11 protein-coding genes and 1 pseudogene are annotated in these 20,378 nt (G+C 53.0%); 8 read left to right on the top strand and 4 right to left on the bottom strand.

The genetic code is table 11. From position 1 onward, the window contains the following. Positions 1–2,828 precede the first annotated feature (2,828 nt). From I6E40_RS08630 to I6E40_RS08620, 3 genes are all read left to right on the top strand, one after another. Positions 2,829–6,020, top strand: a complete 3,192-nt coding sequence (locus I6E40_RS08630) for a SusC/RagA family TonB-linked outer membrane protein (RefSeq protein WP_235386637.1) — start codon at positions 2,829–2,831, stop codon at positions 6,018–6,020. 25 nt (positions 6,021–6,045) lie between these two features. Then, a complete protein-coding gene (locus I6E40_RS08625) occupies positions 6,046–7,680 on the top strand; it encodes a RagB/SusD family nutrient uptake outer membrane protein (protein ID WP_235386636.1) in 1,635 nt (544 codons plus the stop codon). A gap of 84 nt (positions 7,681–7,764) precedes the next feature. Beyond that, positions 7,765–8,562: a hypothetical protein gene (locus tag I6E40_RS08620; RefSeq protein WP_235386635.1), complete on the top strand. Its 798-nt coding sequence runs from the start codon at positions 7,765–7,767 to the stop codon at positions 8,560–8,562. A 403-nt stretch (positions 8,563–8,965) separates the two neighbouring features. On the opposite strand, the gene I6E40_RS08615 is transcribed toward I6E40_RS08620, so the two are convergent. The 3 genes and pseudogenes from I6E40_RS08615 to I6E40_RS11095 all read right to left on the bottom strand — a co-directional run. Next, positions 8,966–9,343: a DUF1634 domain-containing protein gene (locus I6E40_RS08615; RefSeq protein ID WP_235386634.1), complete on the bottom strand. Its 378-nt coding sequence runs from the start codon at positions 9,341–9,343 to the stop codon at positions 8,966–8,968. A 118-nt stretch (positions 9,344–9,461) separates the two neighbouring features. Further along, positions 9,462–10,298, bottom strand: coding sequence for a sulfite exporter TauE/SafE family protein (locus tag I6E40_RS08610; RefSeq protein WP_235386633.1), 837 nt, complete (start codon positions 10,296–10,298; stop codon positions 9,462–9,464). 374 nt (positions 10,299–10,672) lie between these two features. Next, positions 10,673–11,023, bottom strand: a pseudogene (locus I6E40_RS11095) (septal ring lytic transglycosylase RlpA family protein); the annotation flags it as partial. A gap of 786 nt (positions 11,024–11,809) precedes the next feature. Here I6E40_RS11095 and I6E40_RS08600 point away from each other — a divergent pair. The 5 genes from I6E40_RS08600 (at position 11,810) to I6E40_RS08580 (ending at position 19,143) form a co-directional block, all read left to right on the top strand. Next, entirely contained in the window at positions 11,810–12,520 is a 711-nt protein-coding gene (locus I6E40_RS08600; protein ID WP_235386632.1) for a gliding motility-associated C-terminal domain-containing protein, read from the top strand. 154 nt (positions 12,521–12,674) lie between these two features. After that, on the top strand, positions 12,675–15,521 hold the full coding sequence (uvrA, locus tag I6E40_RS08595; RefSeq protein WP_235386631.1) for an excinuclease ABC subunit UvrA: 2,847 nt from the start codon (positions 12,675–12,677) through the stop codon (positions 15,519–15,521). A gap of 111 nt (positions 15,522–15,632) precedes the next feature. After that, positions 15,633–17,153, top strand: coding sequence for a peptide MFS transporter (locus I6E40_RS08590; RefSeq protein ID WP_235386630.1), 1,521 nt, complete (start codon positions 15,633–15,635; stop codon positions 17,151–17,153). A gap of 158 nt (positions 17,154–17,311) precedes the next feature. Further along, a complete protein-coding gene (locus I6E40_RS08585) occupies positions 17,312–18,193 on the top strand; it encodes an energy transducer TonB (protein WP_235386629.1) in 882 nt (293 codons plus the stop codon). A gap of 65 nt (positions 18,194–18,258) precedes the next feature. Continuing rightward, the gene (locus I6E40_RS08580) at positions 18,259–19,143 is read left to right on the top strand and encodes a 4-hydroxy-3-methylbut-2-enyl diphosphate reductase (RefSeq protein WP_235386628.1); all 885 of its coding nucleotides are present in this window, start codon (positions 18,259–18,261) and stop codon (positions 19,141–19,143) included. Between the two features lie 159 nt (positions 19,144–19,302). On the opposite strand, the gene I6E40_RS08575 is transcribed toward I6E40_RS08580, so the two are convergent. Next, positions 19,303–20,193, bottom strand: coding sequence for a helix-turn-helix domain-containing protein (locus tag I6E40_RS08575; RefSeq protein ID WP_235386627.1), 891 nt, complete (start codon positions 20,191–20,193; stop codon positions 19,303–19,305). Positions 20,194–20,378: the final 185 nt, after the last annotated feature.

Here is a 20,378-nt window from a genome sequence, read left to right as displayed (position 1 = left end):
TTCTGAGTTACCCAGTCTCCTGTACTTCTCTACAAATAGGTTTATGGAATCTTTTCAAAGAACTTTTGCTGTCTCTCGGAACTCACGGGCATCCCCGTTTTTTCCGTCAGCGAGTGCAAAAGTACGGCGACTTTCTGAACCGTGCAAGACTTTGACTCAAAAAATTTGAGAAAATCTGCGTTTTTCTGCTTTTGAGGGGGATTGCGGAAGGTTTGGTGCGCAGTTTGTAAAGCACAGGTGACAGTTTTGAGGGGCTGTTTGCGCACGAATCGCTCAAAAAAATCCTTTGAACACGAATGATTTTCTTTTGAACACGAATCGCACGGATGGGGCGGATGGAGCGAAGGCAGAGCGAGGGTTGGCGTGGAGAAGGGGCGGCGCGGAGAAGGGTCGAACAAATGAGAGGAGGGCTAAACTGGCAAAATGGGGAGGCAACGTATTATATATAAAAGTACGCGCGCGAGGAAGACGCGTTGAAGGGTCGCGAGGGGGAACGTCTGAACGGTTCGCACCATAGACTTTCACGGTGCAGGTTCGTCCCAAAGTCAAAGCATTTTTCGCGACGCCGAGACTTCAAGGGGGCGCAAAGGAAGCAAAATTTGTGCCACTTTGCACGAAAAAAGGAAGACGGCAGAAAAATATAAAAAGGAACCGCGCGCGAGGCGCGCGATTTCACCTTTCATGCCTATACGTTTTTCAAGGGTACATACATTTCCTCCAAACCCTACACAGTTGGGGCTTAAAGTTTGATAATCAGACGGGTTTGGTGTGTAGGGTTTGGTCTGCAAATCCTACATAAAACCCTTCACTGTGTAGGGTTTTGCGGCGAAGTAGGTAGGGTTGTGGGGAAGCAAAAAATATAAATGTAGGATTGGGCGGAAATATGCAAAAATGCGGTTTTCATCCTACATTTTTGCTCTTCAAGGGGACCTGTGTCGATGAGAAAAGAAAAAACCAAGAAAGTCCCTTGAAGAGTATGGCGGCTAGAGAAAAACGTTACTCTGCCCCACAACGGGGACGCACCTGTGCCACCTTACTTCGGCGCTGTCGCTGCAGCAAGACAGCGTGCGCCTTCGGCGCTGCGGCTCCCGCCGCCGTCTTCGCGGGCGTATAGCCCTCCAGGCTAATCTTTCCTTGCAGCCTACTAACCCCGGGCTGCAGCCCGAGGTTACTCACAGTATAGCCTTCCAGGCTAAGATAGTCTTGCTGCCAACGGGCTGGAAGGCTAATTTTAACCGGGTGCGCTCCTAGTTTTAACTGGGTGCGCTCCTAGTTTTTCTTAGGTGCGCTCCTAGTTTTAACTGGGTGCGCTCCTAGTTTTAACTGGGTGCGCTCCTAGTTTTAGCCGGGTGCGCTCCTAGTTTTCCTTAGGTGCGCTCCCAGCAAGAAATGTTTCTCCATTAATGCCCATTAATTGTCTCATTAAACGTCTCATTAATTTCTGAACAAATCGTGAACAATTCATGAACAATTCTTGTTCAATCCTTGTTCAATCCTTGTTCAATCCTTGTTCAATCCTTGTTCAAACAATCAATTCGTGTTCCCAAAAACAATTCGTGTTTCCAAAACAAAATGAAAGCCGCCGTGATGAACCCATTCATGAGCATTCTTGGAGAAGAAAGAAGAAGGAGGGCGCCGAAAAAACAACAATTTTGAGCGTTTTTTCGGCGATTAGACATTAACATTTTTAACTTCCGGGAACACTTATCGCCTCCTGATTTTGCCTACTCGGCGCTTAGTTTTACTTAGAGGAAGGGAAAGAAAAATTTGAGGAAGGCAAATTAAAATTAGAGGAAGGCAAATTTTTCCCGGGTGCGCTCCTAAAATCGCCGTTTTTAAAGGGAAAGTGACGAAAAAAGGGGGGAGCCGAGGCTCCTCCCATATCTCTATACAAATATAATACTTTTCATCGCCAAAAGCAAGAAGTGTTAAAACCGAAAAAGGGCGTTGGGTGTGGAAAAGCTTTTCTCCACGAAATCAAGGAAGCGACTCGACCGGATTTATCTCCCATATAGAAAAGAGGTAGTATATGTATGGTACGCGCGCGAGAAAGAGAACAAGACGAATCAAGCGAGGGAGTCGGACAACGAAACAAAGAAGCCGTACAGAGGGGAGCGAGAGAGTCGGACAACGAAACAAAGAAGCCGTACAGGGGGGAGCGAGAGAGCCGAACAACGAAACAAAGAAGCCGGATAACGGAACAAAGAGAGCCGGACAGAGCAACGAGAGAAAACCGAACAACGAAACAAAGAAGACGGACAGGGGAGCGAGGGAGTTGAACACCCATTAACTTTTGGGTATTACGTTAATATTCAAATTGGCAACTTAAGGAAAGAAAGGCGGAAGGGCTGGAATTGGAACGAATAAACAGTTTCGGGGCGTTTTTTCGTGCTTTTTGATACGAAAATGGAAGCTATAACTACCAAAATAACGATAAAACAGGCTTTAAAGTTAAATTTTGGACTTAAAACAAATGATAAATTTTGCGGAATAAAGATAATACTCTACTTTTGCGGTTCAAAGTATAGTATTGTCCGCATTAGCTCCGGACGATTCGGGCGACGGTTGTTGCTTCAGCATTGACCACCGTTTTTAGATGGTACTTTCTCACTGTCAAGCCATTCTGCCCGAAGTCTGTGAGTTTACGCGTTCAAAGAAACTAGGCTAAACTGACATATTCCTTTTGCAACCGTCTCCTCTTGAGGAACAAGTTCTTTTTTGGGAGTTTGTTGTTCGCTGCACTGCTTTTATGTAAGTGTATGCAGCAGTTTGCGGAAGGATTTCGGTGATAGGCAACACACACAATGTTTAATATAATGGTTTAATTTATGAACAAAAAGTTAGTGCTCTTGGGAGCCGGTTTGTTGCTGACGATTGCAACAGCCTCAGCTCAGAAGCGCGTAACGGGACGGGTTGTAGATGCCCAAGGCGAGCCGGTGGTAGGTGCCAGCGTGCGCGTGGAAGGTTCTAAGCTCGTTGCTCCGACCGACGCAGACGGTAAGTTCATTTTGCAGAATGTTCCGTCCTCAGCGAAGAAACTGTTGATCACTTACGTTGGTAAGGAATCACAGAGTGTGTCCATCAGCAACAACGTGAAAGTTGTGATGAAGGACAACGACAACGTGCTCGAAGAAGCCATGGTAGTGGCTTACGGTACGCAGAAGAAAGCCACCTTTACCGGTTCTGCCGCCATCGTGGATGCCGGTGAGATTGGTAAGGTTCAGGTGACGAATGCCGTGGATGCTTTGAAAGGTAAGGCTTCCGGTATTCAGATTAACACCGCCTCCGGTCAGCCGGGTTCAACCCCGACGATCCGCATCCGTGGTGTGAACTCCATCAACGCGGGCAGCAATCCTTTGCTCGTTGTCGATGGTTCTCCCTACGACGGCAGCCTCAACGACATCAACCCTGCCGACGTGGAAAGCATGACCGTCCTCAAAGACGCTTCCTCCACCTCTCTCTACGGTGCTCGCGGTGGTAACGGTGTCATCCTCATCACCACCAAGAAGGCAAAGCAGGGCGACGGTGCCAAGATTACTTTCGACGCCAAGTGGGGTTCCAACTCCAAGGCTGTGGAAGACTATGAAACCATCAAGAACCCCGCAGCATACTACGAAATGTGGTACAAGGGGCTCTACAACTACGGCTTGAACGGCATGGGCTACGACGCTCAGAAGGCATGGCAGTGGGCAAACGCCAACCTCATCAACGGCAACTACGGTCTCGGTTACAACGTTTACACCGTGCCCCAGGGCGAAGTGATGATTGGTACGAACGGCAAACTCAACCCCAACGCCACTCTCGGCCGCATCCACAGCTACAACGGTCAGAACTACCTCCTTCTCCCCGATGACTGGGAAGATGAGACTTACGGCAACGGTCTTCGTCAGGAATACACCGTGACTGCCCAGAGCGCGAACGAACGCGGTTCTTTCTACGCTTCTGCCAACTACCTTGACAACGAGGGTATCACCGTGGCTTCCGACTACAAGCGTTTCAGCGCACGTTTGAAGGCAGACCAGCAGTTGAAGAGCTGGTTGAAAGTCGGTGTGAACATGGCTTACTCTCACTTCAACTACAACGACCTCGGCGACGACGGTTCCTCCGGCAGCTCCGGCAACATGTTCGCCATGGTTGCCATGGCTCCGATTTACCCGATGTTCATTCGTGACGAGCAGGGTAACATCATCTATGACCACGTGGCAGGCGTCAACCGCTACGACTACGGTGACGGTGCCATCGGTTTGAGCCGTCCTTTCATGTCTCAAGCCAACCCCGTCAGCTCCGCTCTGCTTGACGTTCGCAACCACGAAGGCAACACCTTCAACGGTACCGGTACGTTTGAAGTGAAACTGCCCCTCGGCTTCAAGTTCACCTCCATCAACAACGTATATCTCCGCGAAACTCGCAACACCACCACCACCAACTCCTTCTACGGCCAATACGCCGACCTCGGTGGTCAGGTTTATAAGACCCACAGCCGCAACTGGAGCACCAACTACCAGCAGCGTCTCGACTGGAGCAAGAGCTTCGGCAAGCACAATGTGGACGCTATGGTCGCTCACGAAGGCTATCGCATCTATGGCTATGCTCTCAGCGCAGACAAGAGCAACCAGTACTCTCCCGCCAACGACGAACTCGACGGCGCAGTTGTGATGGGTTCTGCAAGCTCCTACACCACGGACTACAACACCGAGTCCTGGCTGGGTCGTGCTCAGTACAACTACGATGACACCTACTTCCTCTCTTTGAGCTACGTTCGCGAAGCTTCCTCCATGTTCCACCCCGACAACCGCTGGGGTAACTTCTGGAGCGTCGGCGCCGGCTGGCTCATCAACAAAGAGAAGTGGTTCAACGTTTCTTGGATTGACTACTTGAAGCTCAAGGCTTCTTATGGTGAAAACGGTAACGACAACATTGACTCTTACCTCTACACCAACACCTACAAGATTGTGAACAACAACAACCAAGTTTCCATCGTTCCCATCACCATGGGTAACAAGGACATCACTTGGGAAAAGAACGGCAAGTTCAACGTCGGTGTGGACTTCGGAATCTTCGGCGACCGTCTGACCGGTAGCGTTGAGTACTACTCCAACAACACCTACGACATGCTCTCTTGGTTCCCCTTGCCCGCTTCCTTCGGTTTCACCGGCTACTATGCCAACATCGGCAACATGCGCAACAACGGTGTGGAAATCGAACTCCGCGGCGATGTGTTCCGCACGAAGGATTTGACCTGGACGCTCTATGGCAACATCACCAGCAACCACAACGAAATCACCAAACTTCCCGATGAACGCAAGACCATGACCGTGGACGGTCACGACGGTTACAGCAGCGGCAGCTTCTTCTACACCGAAGGCATGTCTCGCTACACTTGGTTCGGCAAGAAGTATGCAGGTGTTGATCCCGAAACCGGTAAGGCTCTCTACTATCAGAACGTCACCACCACCGACGACCAAGGCAACCAGGTGACCACCATCACCACCACCGACCAGTATGGTAACGCTTCCGACTACCTCTGCGGCGACGTGCTCCCCGACTTCTACGGCGGCTTCGGCACGAGCTTCCAGTGGAAAGGTCTTGACCTGAGCGTGGACTTCCAGTATCAGATTGGCGGTCTCGTTTATGACAGCAGCTATCAGCAACTCATGGGTCTCAGCCGCGGTCAAGCCATGCACGTTGACCAGCTCGCTGCTTGGAGCACGGAGAACCCGAACAGCAACATCCCCCGCATTCAATACAAGGACGATGCCACTGCTTCCAGCTCCGACCGCTTCCTGACCAACGCTTCCTACCTCACTCTGAGCAACATCACCCTCGGCTACACACTTCCCAAGAAGTGGACAAACGCCATCGGTGCTGAAAAGATTCGCTTCTATGTGGTGGGTGACAACCTCTACACCTGGTCCAAGCGCAAAGGTCTCGACCCCCGTCAGAGCATCAGCGGTTCTACCAGCCAGGCTTACTATCGTCCCATCCGCACCATCTCCGGCGGTATCACGATTACGCTTTAATACCTAACCCTCATTCAGAAACAAAATGAAAAATATCAATAAGTATATTTTCGGACTGGGAATGGCTGCCGTGGCAACCGTTTCGCTCAGCAGTTGTGCTGACGAGACCATGCCCACCAGCGATGCCACCCAGGAACAGGTGGAAGCTTCATCCGCCGCCATTGAAGGTGCGGTGAACGGTATTGCCGCCTATTTCAACAACTACAGTTCTTCTTGGGCAGGCTACGGTCACTGGACATTCGCCTACGGTGCCATGATGTGCATCCGCGACCGTCAGACCGCAGACCTCGCCGTGGCTGAGTCCGACTACGACCAGTGGTGGCGTTGGGAAGAAAACCGCTACCAGGGTGACAGTTACGTGTATAGCCAGTACATCTGGAACTACTACTACGGTTTGGTGAACACCACCAACGTCGCCATCGGTTCCACCGACATTGAAAATGCCACCGACGAGCAGAAGGGTTTCCTCGGCGCAGCCTACGCTTTCCGCGCCTTGGCATATCTTGACCTTGCCCGCCTCTATGAGTACCTCCCCTGCGCCGGTACTTCCAACATCAACGCAGACGGCAACGACGTGCTGCACCTCACCGTGCCCATCGTGACCGACAAGACCACCGAAGCAGAGTGCCGCAACAACCCCCGCGCCACTCGCGAAGAAATGGCTGAGTTCATCCTGAGCGACCTCGACAAAGCCGAAGCCTGCACTCCCTATCTCACCGACGACGCCAACAACTCTCGCCCCGACCTCGCCGTGGTTTATGGTCTGAAGGCTCGCTACTACATGTGGCTCGAGAACTATCCCAAGGCTGAAGAGTATGCTCGCAAAGCCATCGACGAATTCGGCGGCAGACCCATGACCGAAGACGAATGCCTCGACCCGACCGTTGGTTTCAACGACATCTCCAAGTGGATGCTGGGTTCCACCCTCACCTCTGAAGACAATCTCGTTCAAACCGGCATCATCAACTGGGTTTCCCACATGTCCAACCAGACGACCTATGGTTACGCCTCCATAGACGAAGGAATGCCCGTCTGCATGATTGACCGCGCCATGTATGACCGCATCAGCGACACTGACTTCCGCAAATATGAGTTCCAGGCTCCCGCCGGCTCTTTCATCGCCGACAAGAACCGCTACATCCCCGGAACCGAAGCAGCTTGCAAGAAATATCTTCCTGACTACACTGCCCTCAAGTTCCGTCCCGCTCAAGGCAACATCGACACCCACACCATCGGTAGCGCCACCAGCTATCCTTTGATGCGTGTGGAAGAAATGTACTTCATCGAAGCCGAAGCTGCTGCCCATCAGGAACCCGCCCGCGGCGCCCAGCTCGTCAGCGACTTCATGCAGACCTATCGCGACCCTGAGTACACCTGCACCGCCACCAGCAAGGATGACGTGGTGGAAGAAATCGTCTTCCAGAAGCGCGTGGAACTCTGGGGTGAAGGTCTCTCCTTCTTCGACATCAAACGTCTTGACCTCGGCATCACCCGTGGTTATCCCGGCACTAACTTCTACGACGGCACCCGCTTCAACACCTTGGGTCGCCCCGCATGGATGAACTACTGCATCGTTCGCACCGAAGCCAACAACAACGAAGGCGTTCGCGGTTACAACAACCCCGACCCCACCGGCACTGTGAAAGAGTGGGGCAAATAAAAAAGGACGACACAGGAATAGCGGTGTTCCCTGCTTGAACACTCAACCATCGAACACCCCTCCACATTAAAATCCTATTTCAAAATGAAAAAGACATTCAAACTCAGTTCACTGCTCGTGGCAGGTCTGCTCGCTCTGACTGCCTGCTCCGACGACTTCGAATACACTCCCGCCGGCGCACCCAATGAAACCAGTTCCATGAAGTTTGCCGAAGGAACAGCCGTTTCCGCTGACCTCACTATGGAAGATCAATCTGTTTCTGTGACCGTGGTTCGCGCCGAAACTGACAAGGCTGAGACCGTGAACCTCATCGCTACCGGTCTTCACAAAGAATGCTTTGAGATTCCGACCAGCGTTAGCTTTGAAGAAGGTGAATCACGTGCCAAAGTCACCATCGGTTTCAAAGAGAACATGGAACTCTTCAAGAAGTACCAGCTCACTTTGCAACTTCAGTGCAACGAATACAACCCCAACAGCCAGAACTTCATCACCATCAACATCTCCAAAACCGACTACAAGACGGTGTGCTACGGTGTTTACACTGCATGGCTCTTCGACGGATCTTGGAACAGCACCCTCCAGTACTCTGAAATCCAAGATGACTATCGCATCGGCAACTGGATTTCGAGCGGTTACTATCTGAACTTCAAGTGGAATCGCGAAACCAACGAAATCACCACCGCTGCAAGCTATCCCACCGGTTACAACCACTCACAATACGGTGATGTCACTGCCAAGCTGATTCCCATTGACGAAGCAGGTCACACTGCCGTGTTTGACGAGGAAAAGAACACCATCTACTTTGGCGTTCAGTATGTTGTCAGCGCCGGTTCCTTCGGTGCAAACCTTGACTCCTTCCAAATCACTCACTGGTTGGAATAATGACATGACAATCTCTCCGAAACGGCGCTCCGCCGCCACGAGACAAACAATAGCAAAGGGAGGCTGCATCGAAATGATGCAGCCTCTTTTTTTGGTGCGCAAAAGAAATATTGCTAACCGGAAAACGAACCAGAATGACAAACCCTAAGGAAAAAGCATCGCCAAGGCTGACAGGAACGAGAATTGCACACGGAAAGTCACAAAAAAACTGTGCCGCACTTTTTGTGTAGGCACAGTGTAGGGTTGTTCTGAACAGGATGAATCCAAGAAGGTGTTCTTTTGGTGCGTACTATAACATATGAAATAAAGGAGCGTTCAAAAGAAAGTACTTAGGTTTTGCACGCAGCGTCTTTATAGGGGTTTTCTATAACTTATGGAATCAACTAAATTTATAGAACACCCCTTAAGCCATTCCTTCGAGCGAGTTACTGATGATGACCGCCAGCACGACGGCGCAGATGAGGGCATAGAGCCAATCACGCTCCCGAAGGAAGTCAAACATGGAAAGCAGCACGCGCATCACGGGAGTGAGGATGAGCACCAACACGCCCATCTGAATCCAACCGACGGCGGTGAAACCGAGAAAACCGTCGAAGATGCCGCCCACCGTGGTGAAAGCGGGAGAATGTGGGTCAGAATAGCTGAAGTGAAGATAGCGCTCAAGTTCAAAGGGTTCGCTACCGTGATTCACCAAATAGATGATGCCGCCAATGAAGGCGATGACGCAAGCGACGGTGACGCCGATGCGAAGTGTGCGGGCAATGAGGTCTTGTATGGTCATAAGGTTGGGCGCTGTGCGCCGATTTGTGTTTCAGTTTTTGCTCCTTTAGATTTCGCCGTTGTTTTTCATGAAACTCTTAATGATTCCATTCATGAGCTTTCGTGGAGAGGAAATGCCGTCAATACTGTCCCGCCATGCCCTGCCAAATCATGTTGAGGGCAACAAGGGTGATGGCTACGCAGAAGATTTGGCGCAACACCTTCACGTTCATTTGTTTCAGCAGACGTGCGCCGGTCAGTGCGCCAAGCAGAACGCCAATCATGACGGGGCAAGCCAAGCCCGGTTCAATGATGCCGCGCTGCACGTAAATCACGGCGGAAGCACAGGCAGTGACGCCCATCATGAAATTTGAAGTCGTGGTGCTCACCTTGAAAGGCACTTTCATCATGGCGTCCATCGCCAGCACCTTCAAAACGCCGGAGCCTATGCCGAGAATACCGCTCAAGACGCCGGCGACATACATCACACTGAAACCTCCGCCGACGTGGCGCAGTTCATAGCGCTTCAGTGAGCCGTCCTTTTGCGGAAAAGTACCGTAGAGTCGGAGGCGGCGCGCCATTTCCGAACCTTTCACACCATCGTGGTCGCTCTTTCTTCGTTGCTGCATCGCTGCAGTCAGCAGGAGAACGCAACCATAGATGACCGCGATGATGTTGTTGTTCAGATAGATGGCAACTGCGGCGCCGCAGACAGCACCGATGGAAGTGGCGATTTCAAGAAACATGCCGAGACGCACGTTGGTCATGCCCTCCTTGACGTAGGCACTGCCGGAGCCGCTGGAGGTGGCAATGCTGGAGACGAGCGCTGCACCGATGGCATAGTGAAAATCGACGCCGAAGCCGAGGGTGAGGACGGGAATGATGACGACCCCGCCGCCCAGTCCGGTCAGCGAACCGAGCAAACCGGCGCAATAGGCAGCCAGCAGGAGGATGAGAGTGAAAACGAGAATGGTCATGAGATGAAAAACAAGTTTTGCGATGCGAAGTTACGCATTTCTGACGAGGGAGAAGAGGAGGGCAGGTGTGAATCGCCCTAAACAAAAAAAAGACTGCGTCCGGTGAGAAGGACACAGTCAGGAAAGTCTATCCGCTTATGTTTCGGTGAGACGCTGTCTCACGCCGATACTTATTTCTTTTTCGGTGTGGCGGATTTTGCAGTGAGTTTGTCCCGCAGCACCTTGTAGCGCGGCTGCTGAGCGGCGACGCTGCGCTTCTGCCATTCTTCCATGGTGTAGGACTCGCCTGTGGCGGGGTCAATGAATTTGCTTTCCGGCAGACGATGCTGTGCGATGATTTCTCCGATGTTGGCATCGTTGATGTGACCTATGTTTTCCACCTGAACGGGGACTACGCCGGAGGCAACCATGCCGAGTTCTTTGGCGGCAGCCATGGAAAGGTCCACAACACGTCCTTTGCAGAAAGGTCCGCGGTCAGTCACCTTGACAATGACTTCTTTTCCGTTTTTGACGTTGCGCACTTTCAGCATGGTTCCGAAAGGAAGCGTGCGGTGTGCACAGGTGAGACTGTCTTTGTGATAGCGCGAACCGTCGCTGGTGCGACGTCCGTGGAGAGAGTTGCCATAATAAGAGGCTTTGCCGTCAGCCTGCTGAGCAAATGCTGTGTCGGCGAAGGTGAAGAAGATGAGTGTTGCTAAGAGGAAAATGTTCTTTTTGATTTGCATTGTGTTTGATTTTTCACGAGGACCGCCGGGTAATCCATCGGGGCGAGTGACGCGGAGCTTAGCCATGCTGCGTGGCTCGCCGGGAAGTGTCAGCGGACAGACGAGTGTGCATATCCGGCGGTGGGATGAGAGTGCCCGATGGACGGCGAAGCGTCCGAAGGTCAGCGTGGCGCGAGCGCTTGCTGATGGAGCGGTGAGAAAGGTTGCTTTCTCGTTGCTGAAGGCGTGCAACAACCGTCAAGACGAAACCGACGCAGCGGAATGTCGGGCGGGTTGCCTCTCTCCTCGTGAGGTTTGCGGGTGCAAAGGTAGGCATTTTCTGCCTTCCGGCAAAATCTTTCTATCTACAAATCACCACTTTAACGTTTCCGGTGCATGATTTTAAGACTTCGGTGAGGAGGTTCTTTTTTATGTCGCCCAACATGTTTTTCCTGCCGAGAAACCCTTTGTGGACGGGGGTTTGGGAAGAATGGACGATTGTTAATTTCTGTTCAGTCACCTTCCCGAAAGGACGATTTTCGGGGCGAAATGTGAAAACCGTTTTTTAACATTCTCAAAGTGGGGACAAGAGACGCTTTCCGGTGAAAGTTTGGCGTCCGGAAGAAAGGTTCTCTATGCGATTTCCTCACCGAGCCACGCCACCCTCAAGAGCGAAAAGGGAGGAAAGCGAGCGGTTTGCGTCGGTAATTACACAAAACTCACTAACTTTGCACAGATTTGTGATGCAGGCAACGAATCACACGGGTTCGTTCCTTCATCCCTCTCCCACCCCAAATCATCTTCCGCATGAAACGTTCCCTTTTCGTCACCTTCCTCTGCCTTGCGCTTCAGTGCCTGCTGCCACTCGCAGCGCAGAATATCTTCCCTTCAGCCGAGCCCGCCATGATTTACACCAACACCGACGGCGAGCGGGTGGAGGAAAGTTCGTTTGACGGCGATGCCCCGCTTGACGTGCGTTTTGAGGCACGCCCCATGAATCTCGGCGACTATGAAGTCCGCTACGAATGGCAGTTCACCAAGGTCGGCGAAGCGGAGCCCTTCCTGACCCGCTTTGAAGAGAACACTGAATATCACTTCAGCGAGTCCGGCACGTTCCAAGTGCGACTACTCATCACGTTCACCAAAGGCGACGACGTGATTGAATGGGACGAGATGGACGAACCGTTCACTCTCACCTTCGCCGAATCCAAACTGGAACTGCCCAACGCCTTCACGCCCAACGGGGACGGTATCAACGATGTGTTCAAGGTGAAGGAAGGCTACAAGAGCATCATCTCCTTCAAAGCCGCCGTCTTCAGCCGCTGGGGCAAGAAAATCTACGAATGGACTGACCTGGAAGGCGGATGGGACGGCACGAGCGGCGGACACAACGTGCCGGACGGCGCCTACTACCTCAACGTGCAGGCACAAGGGGCAGACGGAAGAAACTATCAAATAAAGAAAGTCATCAACCTCCTGCGCGGCTTCTCCGAATCCTCCGGCGCAGCCACCAACTGACCGCAGAAAAGCCTCACCAAGGCGGACTCCAACCTTCATGCTCTCCACCAATGAGACTTTGATGAAGCCTCTATGAGCATTCACAGAGAGAAAAACCGAAACACCAAAGCCAACGCCCACTCGAAAAAACGGCTCTGCCGCACACCATATATATATGTCTTCTCCCGAACAAAAAATTGAAATCTACGGCGCACGCGTTCACAACCTCAAAAACGTGGACGTGACGCTGCCGCGCTACAGCCTCAGCGTCATCACCGGGCTCAGCGGTTCGGGGAAAAGTTCACTCGCCTTCGACACCCTCTACGCCGAGGGGCAGCGACGCTACATCGAGACCTTCTCAGCCTACGCTCGCAACTTCCTCGACAACCTCGAACGACCCGACGTGGACAAAATCACAGGACTCAGCCCCGTCATCAGCATCGAACAAAAAACCACCAACCGCAACCCGCGCTCCACGGTGGGAACGGTGACGGAAATCTATGACTTCCTGCGTCTCCTCTACGCCCGCGCAGCCGACGCCTACTCCTACGAGACGGGAGAGAAGATGGTGAAATACACCGAAGAGAAAATCGTTGAACTCATCCTTCAGCAATATGAAGGGCACAAGGTCTATCTCCTTGCGCCGCTCGTCAGAAACCGCAAGGGACACTACAAAGAACTCTTCGAAACCGTGCGCCGCAAAGGCTTTCTGACCGTGCGCGTCGATGGAGCACTGCGAGAGGTCGTCAGAGACATGAAGGTGGACCGCTACAAAAACCATGACATTGAAGTCGTGGTTGACAAACTTGCCGTGAAAAGCAAGGACGAGGAACGCCTCCGCCGCAGCGTCACGCAAACGCTGCAACAGGGCAGCGGACTGATGATGATTCTGGACGCCGCCGACAACAAGGCGCGCTACTATTCCAAACAGCTGATGTGCCCCACGACGGGACTCTCCTATCGCGAACCCGCACCCCACAACTTCTCCTTCAACTCCGCCCAAGGCGCCTGCCCGAAGTGCAAAGGGCTAGGATATGTCAGCGTCATGGACCGCGAGAAAGTGATTACCGACGCCGGCCTCTCCGTCAAAGCGGGCGGTCTCGCTCCTTTGGGGAAATATCGCAACGCACTCATCTTTTGGGAAATCGAAGCGGTGCTTCGCGACTATGACTGCACCCTCACCACACCCATCGGAGAAATTCCCGAGGAAGCGATGGACGAAATCTTCAACGGACGCGCCGACAAGCTCCGCATTCCGGCAGACGTGGCACACACCACGGATGACTACTACGTCGATTTCGACGGTCTGACGAAATATGTGCAACAAATGGCAGACGCTGAGATGTCGGCTGCCGCACAACGCTGGGCGGAGCAGTTCTCAAAAACCACGACGTGTCCCGTCTGCCACGGAGCGCGACTGAACCGGGAAGCGCTGAGCTACCGGATTGACGGAAAGAACATTGCGGAACTCGCCGGCATGGACATCTCCGAACTCCACGACTGGCTCAGCCACGTCGAAGAAAGGCTGCAAACCAAAAACCGCGCCATCGCCCACGAGATTCTGAAAGAACTCCTCACCCGACTGCGCTTCCTGCTGGACGTCGGACTGGACTACCTTTCCTTGAACCGACCCAGCTTCTCCCTCTCGGGCGGAGAAAGCCAACGCATCCGCCTCGCCACGCAAATCGGCAGCCAACTCGTGAACGTACTCTACATCCTCGACGAACCGAGCATCGGACTCCACCAGCGCGACAACTGCCGACTCATCCGCTCGCTGAAGGAACTGCGTGACATCGGCAACACGGTGATTGTCGTGGAGCACGACAAAGACATGATGCTGGCGGCAGACTATGTGGTCGATATGGGACCGCGAGCCGGACGCTTCGGCGGAGAAGTCGTTTTTCAAGGCACGCCGGAAGAGATGCTGCAACGCGACACGCTGACGGCTGCCTATCTGAACGGCAAAAAGACCATTGCCATCCCTCCCACCCGACGCCAAGGGAGCGGAAAGAAACTGACACTCGTCGGCGCCACAGGCAACAACCTGAAAAACGCCACCGTGGACTTCCCGCTCGGCACGCTCATCTGCGTGACCGGCGTCTCGGGCAGCGGAAAATCCACACTCATCAACGAGACCCTGCTGCCCATTCTCTCACAGCGTTTCTATCGCTCCCTCAAAGAACCCCAGCCCTACCAAGAACTGAAGGGCATCGAACACATCGACAAAGTGGTGGCAGTTGATCAAAGCCCCATCGGACGGACGCCGCGCTCCAATCCTGCCACCTACACCGGCGTCTTTGCCGACATCCGCTCGCTGTTCGTGAACCTCGCAGAGTCAAAGATGAGGGGCTACAAACCGGGACGCTTCTCCTTCAACGTGAAAGGCGGACGCTGTGAGGTCTGCAAAGGGAACGGCTACAAAACCATCGAAATGAACTTCCTGCCCGATGTGTTCGTGCCCTGCGAAGCCTGCCACGGCAAGCGCTACAACCACGAGACTCTGGAGGTGCGCTTCAAAGGAAAGAGCATCGCCGACGTGCTGGACATGACCATCAACCAAGCCGTGGAGTTCTTCGAACACGTGCCCCACATCCTCCACAAAATCAAAGTGCTTCAGGAAGTCGGACTGGGCTACATTAAAGTCGGACAGTCCTGCACCACCCTCTCGGGCGGAGAAAGCCAGCGCGTGAAACTCGCCACGGAACTCGCCAAGCGCGACACGGGCAGTACGCTCTACATCCTTGACGAACCGACCACGGGACTGCACTTCGAAGACATCCGCGTCCTCATGGACGTGCTCCAGAAACTCGTGGAACGCGGCAACACGGTCATCGTCATTGAACACAACCTTGACGTCATCAAGGTGGCAGACCACCTGATTGAGATGGGACCGGAAGGCGGACGCGGCGGCGGAGAGGTGGTCTTCACGGGCACACCCGAAGAAATGGTCGCCGCCGGAATCGGACAAACCGCACCGTTCCTCAAGAAAGAACTGGAGAGCGCCGGCAAAAGCCACGACTGACGACGCCTGCCGCGCCGTTTCCTATTTCCTATATACCTTATTATATATAACTCCCAAATACTTCCCCGCATCAAAATCATTATTCATCAATAACCAAAACCATTTTACACTATGTTTGAAGGACAACCCAGGGGCCTTTGGGCTCTCGCGTTAGCCAACACTGGCGAGCGTTTCGGCTACTACACCATGCTGGCCGTCTTCACCCTCTTCCTCCAAGCCAACTTCCACTTTGACGAGAAGTTGACGAGTACGATTTTCTCCAGTTTCCTCATGCTGGTCTATTTCCTGCCCCTCTTCGGAGGTATGCTGGCTGACAAGTTCGGCTACAGCAAGATGGTGACCATCGGCATCTTCGTGATGTTCGTGGGCTACGTCCTGCTGGCGCTGCCGCTCGGCGCCAACACGCTTGCCATCATCGTCATGGCAGCCTCGCTGCTTTTCGTCAGTCTGGGAACAGGCCTCTTCAAAGGAAACCTGCAGGTCATGGTGGGCGACCTCTACAACGACCCGCGCTATGCTGACAAACGCGACAGCGGCTTCAGCCTCTTCTACATGGCCATCAACATCGGCGCCATGTTCGCTCCCACCGCCGCCATCGAAATCATGAAATGGTCACAGGAAACCTTCGGCGTGAGCGAAGCAGACTCCTATCACTACGCCTTTGCCGTGGCATGTGCCTCCCTCATCTTCTCCATCGCCATCTACTATCTCGGCATGGGCACCTTCCGCCAGGTCATCACAACCACCAAGAAGAAAGACGCTGCCGCCACCAACGAACCGCAAGCCGAAGAACTCTCTCCCACCGAGACCCGCGAACGCATCACCTGCCTCATCCTCGTCATGGCAGTCGTGGTCTTCTTCTGGATGGCGTTCCACCAGAATGGTCTCACCCTCACCTTCTTTGCGCGTGACTACACCGCCACTTCTTCCTCCGGCGTGCAAGCCATGATGTTTGACGTGACCAACCTCGTGGCTGCCATCTTCATGGTCTTCGGTGCCTTCGCCCTCTTCCAAAGCAAAGAAGCCAAAGGAAAACTCTCCGGCGCAGCCCTCATCCTTGCCCCCGCAGCCTATCTCTATTGGAACTATCAGCAACTTCCCGAGTCCATCTCCATCAGCGCACCCATCTTCCAGCAGTTCAACGCCTGCTTCGTGGTGATGCTCACTCCCGTCAGCATCGCGCTCTTCGGCTGGCTCGGCAAGAAAGGCAAAGAACCCAAAGCACCGGTCAAGATTGGTCTCGGTATGCTCGTCGCTGCCTGCGCCTATCTCCTCATGATTGCCGGCTCCATCGGACTTCCCGTGCCGACCTACACTAACGGCGTGAACGACCACATGGCAAACGTCACCCCGAACCTTCTCGTCAGCACCTACCTCGTTCTGACCTTCGCCGAACTCCTCCTGAGCCCCATCGGCATTTCCTTCGTCAGCAAGGTGGCTCCTCCGAAATACAAAGGAATGATGATGGGTGCCTGGTTCGTCTCCACCGCACTCGGAAACTTCCTCGTGCAAATCCCAGGCTATCTCTGGGGCATGGACCTCACCATCGTCTGGGGTGTCCTCGCCGCCATCTGCGTCGTGGCTGCACTCTTCATCTTCTCCATCATCAAGAAGTTGAACAAGGTGAGCTGAGCGCACTGACTGAAACCACAGATATTTCAAGATTTTCAGAACAATCCTCAAAACGTTCAAGCAAGGTGCGACACTCTCCTGTGGCGCACCTTGCCCTTTGATTTGAGAAGACACGTTCTTGATTCGGGGAGATAAGGTATAAAATTTGTATAATAATTTTGTCCTCCCCCGCCGCTTCGCTACTTTTGCTCGTCAAAAACGACATCAATCTTCATTCACCCTCTCCCGTGTCTCAATCTCATCTGACATCCAAAGGATGGTGCGACCTCGTCTTTGAAGGACGCAACCGAGACTATGGTGCCTATCGCATCCGACAGCGCACGGGGAAACGCTATGCCCGCGCACTGGCTGTCGTGCTGACACTGACGCTCGTGCTCTCCGTCACCTACACCGCCTATGCCATCTATGAACGCTACCAAGTCGCACTGGCTCTGAAGGACGCAAGCAAGGAACTGGCGAAGCTGAAATATGAGGACTTGAAGGACGGCTACGAGGTGAAATTCCAATCCACTGCCCGCATGCTCCCCTCCCGCGTCATCACACCCGGCGCCACAAGCTCCGCACCGGTCATCGTGGAGGACACACCGAAAGAAACTGTCATCGGATTTGACGGTGCCGTGGCGTTTGACGCCGACAAAGAGGTCATTGTCACTCCCATCATTGACACCACCGGCATTCACGATGAGGAACTTCCCATGGCGAAACAGAAAATCGTGCCCACGGAGGCAGTGAAACAGATGCCGGAATTCCCGGGAGGACTGAAAGCCTTCATGCAGTGGCTCAACGAACGCATCATCTATCCCTCCCAAACCCGCAAGCAAGGGAAAAGCCGCATCGTCACCGTCTCCTTAATCGTTGACACCGACGGCTATGCCACCGACTTCGAAATCACTGACTGCTTTGACCCAAGAATACGCCGCTCCATCATCGCCGCCCTAAAGAGTCTCCCGAAATGGACACCGGGGCACGACGAAGTCGGACAGCCGACACCGGTCAAAATCACCGTGCCCGTGGAGTTTAAGGGAGAGACGAAAAAATAGGTTCTTATCCCATATTTTATAGAACACCCCTTAAAACACTCATCCTCAAGTCCAAACCTCTCCCCATGTCTGACTCTACTTCCCCCACCGTACTCATCGAAATTGAAGACTCCTCCGGTTTCTGCTTCGGCGTCACCACCGCCATCAGCAAAGCGGAGAGCGAACTGGCGAAGACACACTCTCTCTTCTGCCTGGGCGACATCGTCCACAACGGCATGGAATGCGAACGACTGCGACGTCTGGGACTGGAGACCATCGGTCACAAAGACCTCGCCACCCTGCCCGTCGGCTCAAAGGTTCTGCTCCGTGCTCACGGCGAACCGCCAACGACCTATCAAATCGCAGAAGAACGAGGAATCAGCCTCATCGACGCCACCTGCCCCGTGGTGCTGCAACTGCAACGACGCATCAAAAAAGTCTATGACGAAGTGCCGCGCCCACAAATCGTGATTTACGGCAAACGAGGACACGCCGAAGTGCTCGGACTCGTGGGACAGACTGACGGCGAAGCGATTGTCATCGAAGGCGTGGAAGAGGCTGCGCGTCTGGACTTCACCCGCGACACCGCCTTGTTCTCTCAAACGACCAAGTCGCTGCAAGGGTTCCAACGCATCGTGGAACACATCACCACCCACATCCAGCCACCCGCTCGCTTCCGCTATTTCGACACCATCTGCCGCCAAGTGGCAAACCGACTGCCCAACATCAAGGAATTTGCCTCGCGCCACGACGCCATCATCTTTGTCTGCGGACTCAAAAGTTCCAACGGACGCGTTCTTTTTGAAGCATGCCGCGAGGTGAATCCTCGCTCCTACCTCACCGACACGCCCGACGCGATTCAAAATGAATGGCTGCAGAACGTCCGAAGCATTGGCATCTGCGGAGCAACCTCCACTCCGAAATGGCTGATGGAACAATGCAAAGAAAAAATCATCAGTCTCGCACGTTGAGAACCGCGGTGACGCCACACCAATGCTGCTGAAACACAAAAAAACGAACTAAAGGGCGCGCTAAGAAACGAAAAGCGACCAAAACGTAAGCACTTTCTTTTGGACGTTCCTTATCCCGTAATTTATAGAACACCCCTAAAAAATTGCACGGAATCTGCCTCAATCGATTCCGTGCAATTTTCTGAAATCTGAAGGGGAAATACCTTCAATATTCTTAAAATATTTCCCGAGAAAACTCTGGTTCTGGAAATTCATCATCTGCGCAATCTCTTTGATGGAATACTGCGTGTCCTGCAGCAGCGTCTTTGTTTCAATCATGACCATGGTCGTCAGCCACTGCCCTGCGGTTCGCCCGCTCACCATCTTCACCATCTCGGAGAGGTGTTTGGGTGTCAGACACATCTCGCTGCTGTACCACTCGACCGTGCGCTCCGTTCTGAAATGCTGCGACGCCAAATGAATGAAGCGGTCAAAGATGGCATAGGCTCTTCGTTTCGTCGGAGAATTTGACATGTGAGCACGCTTGTCAAGAAGAGAACATATTTCAAAATAGAAAGCGCGCGTCAAAGCGACCACGGTCTCGCGCAAGTAGAGCCCCGCATCGCGACCGAGCCTGCGCCGCAACAACTGATAGCAGTCCATAATCCACAACTGCTCTTCTTCGTTCAAACTGACCACGGGGTTGGACATGACATAGAGAAGATAAGGCCAAAGATAACTCAACCCGATGATGCAGTCTTGGGCATAGGAACGGGACATCATGACTACTGTCGCCTCAAAGTCGGACGAAGCGGAGAGTTCTTTGAACACCTGACCACCGAGCCCGACCAACAAATCTCCCTTTTTCATCGTCCGACGGACACCACCCAGCGTGAAAGAAACTTCTCCCGACTTGCAAAAGCAAAGCAGCAGAAAACCGAGCTGCGTCGGTCCATCCTTCATCTCGTTCACGGAGAAACTATCTACTATGAGCAAATCGTTTCCCATCCGGAACGTGCCCTCGCGATTGACGATGGCAGCTTGACCAATAGACATTGAACGTATTCCCATGATTCATTTGGATTGCCAAGCAAAAATAGGGTTTCCAATGAGAATGCCCAAGAAAAGCGCTGTAAAAAAGACAAGAAAAGCGGACTCTACACCCGCACTTTGCTTTGTGTGGCACGGCTCTTTCATTTAAGATTGCGTTGCATTCTCAATGAGAGGGGTATTTTTATAGTGAAAACTATGGGTGC

The organism is Prevotellamassilia timonensis (assembly GCF_021531665.1).
Taxonomy (GTDB): Bacteria; Bacteroidota; Bacteroidia; order Bacteroidales; family Bacteroidaceae; genus Alloprevotella.
Note: the sequence above shows the minus strand (reverse complement) of the source record. Positions and strands in the feature narration are given on the sequence as shown.

Coding starts and splice junctions, on each gene's coding strand:
- I6E40_RS08630 (WP_235386637.1), top strand. CDS start 2,829: ATGAACAAAAAGTTAGTGCTCTTGGGAGCCGGTTTGTTGCTGACGATT.
- I6E40_RS08600 (WP_235386632.1), top strand. CDS start 11,810: ATGAAACGTTCCCTTTTCGTCACCTTCCTCTGCCTTGCGCTTCAGTGC.
- I6E40_RS08590 (WP_235386630.1), top strand. CDS start 15,633: ATGTTTGAAGGACAACCCAGGGGCCTTTGGGCTCTCGCGTTAGCCAAC.
- I6E40_RS08615 (WP_235386634.1), bottom strand. CDS start 9,343: ATGACCATACAAGACCTCATTGCCCGCACACTTCGCATCGGCGTCACC.
- I6E40_RS08625 (WP_235386636.1), top strand. CDS start 6,046: ATGAAAAATATCAATAAGTATATTTTCGGACTGGGAATGGCTGCCGTG.
- I6E40_RS08580 (WP_235386628.1), top strand. CDS start 18,259: ATGTCTGACTCTACTTCCCCCACCGTACTCATCGAAATTGAAGACTCC.
- uvrA (WP_235386631.1), top strand. CDS start 12,675: ATGTCTTCTCCCGAACAAAAAATTGAAATCTACGGCGCACGCGTTCAC.
- I6E40_RS08575 (WP_235386627.1), bottom strand. CDS start 20,193: ATGGGAATACGTTCAATGTCTATTGGTCAAGCTGCCATCGTCAATCGC.
- I6E40_RS08620 (WP_235386635.1), top strand. CDS start 7,765: ATGAAAAAGACATTCAAACTCAGTTCACTGCTCGTGGCAGGTCTGCTC.
- I6E40_RS08610 (WP_235386633.1), bottom strand. CDS start 10,298: ATGACCATTCTCGTTTTCACTCTCATCCTCCTGCTGGCTGCCTATTGC.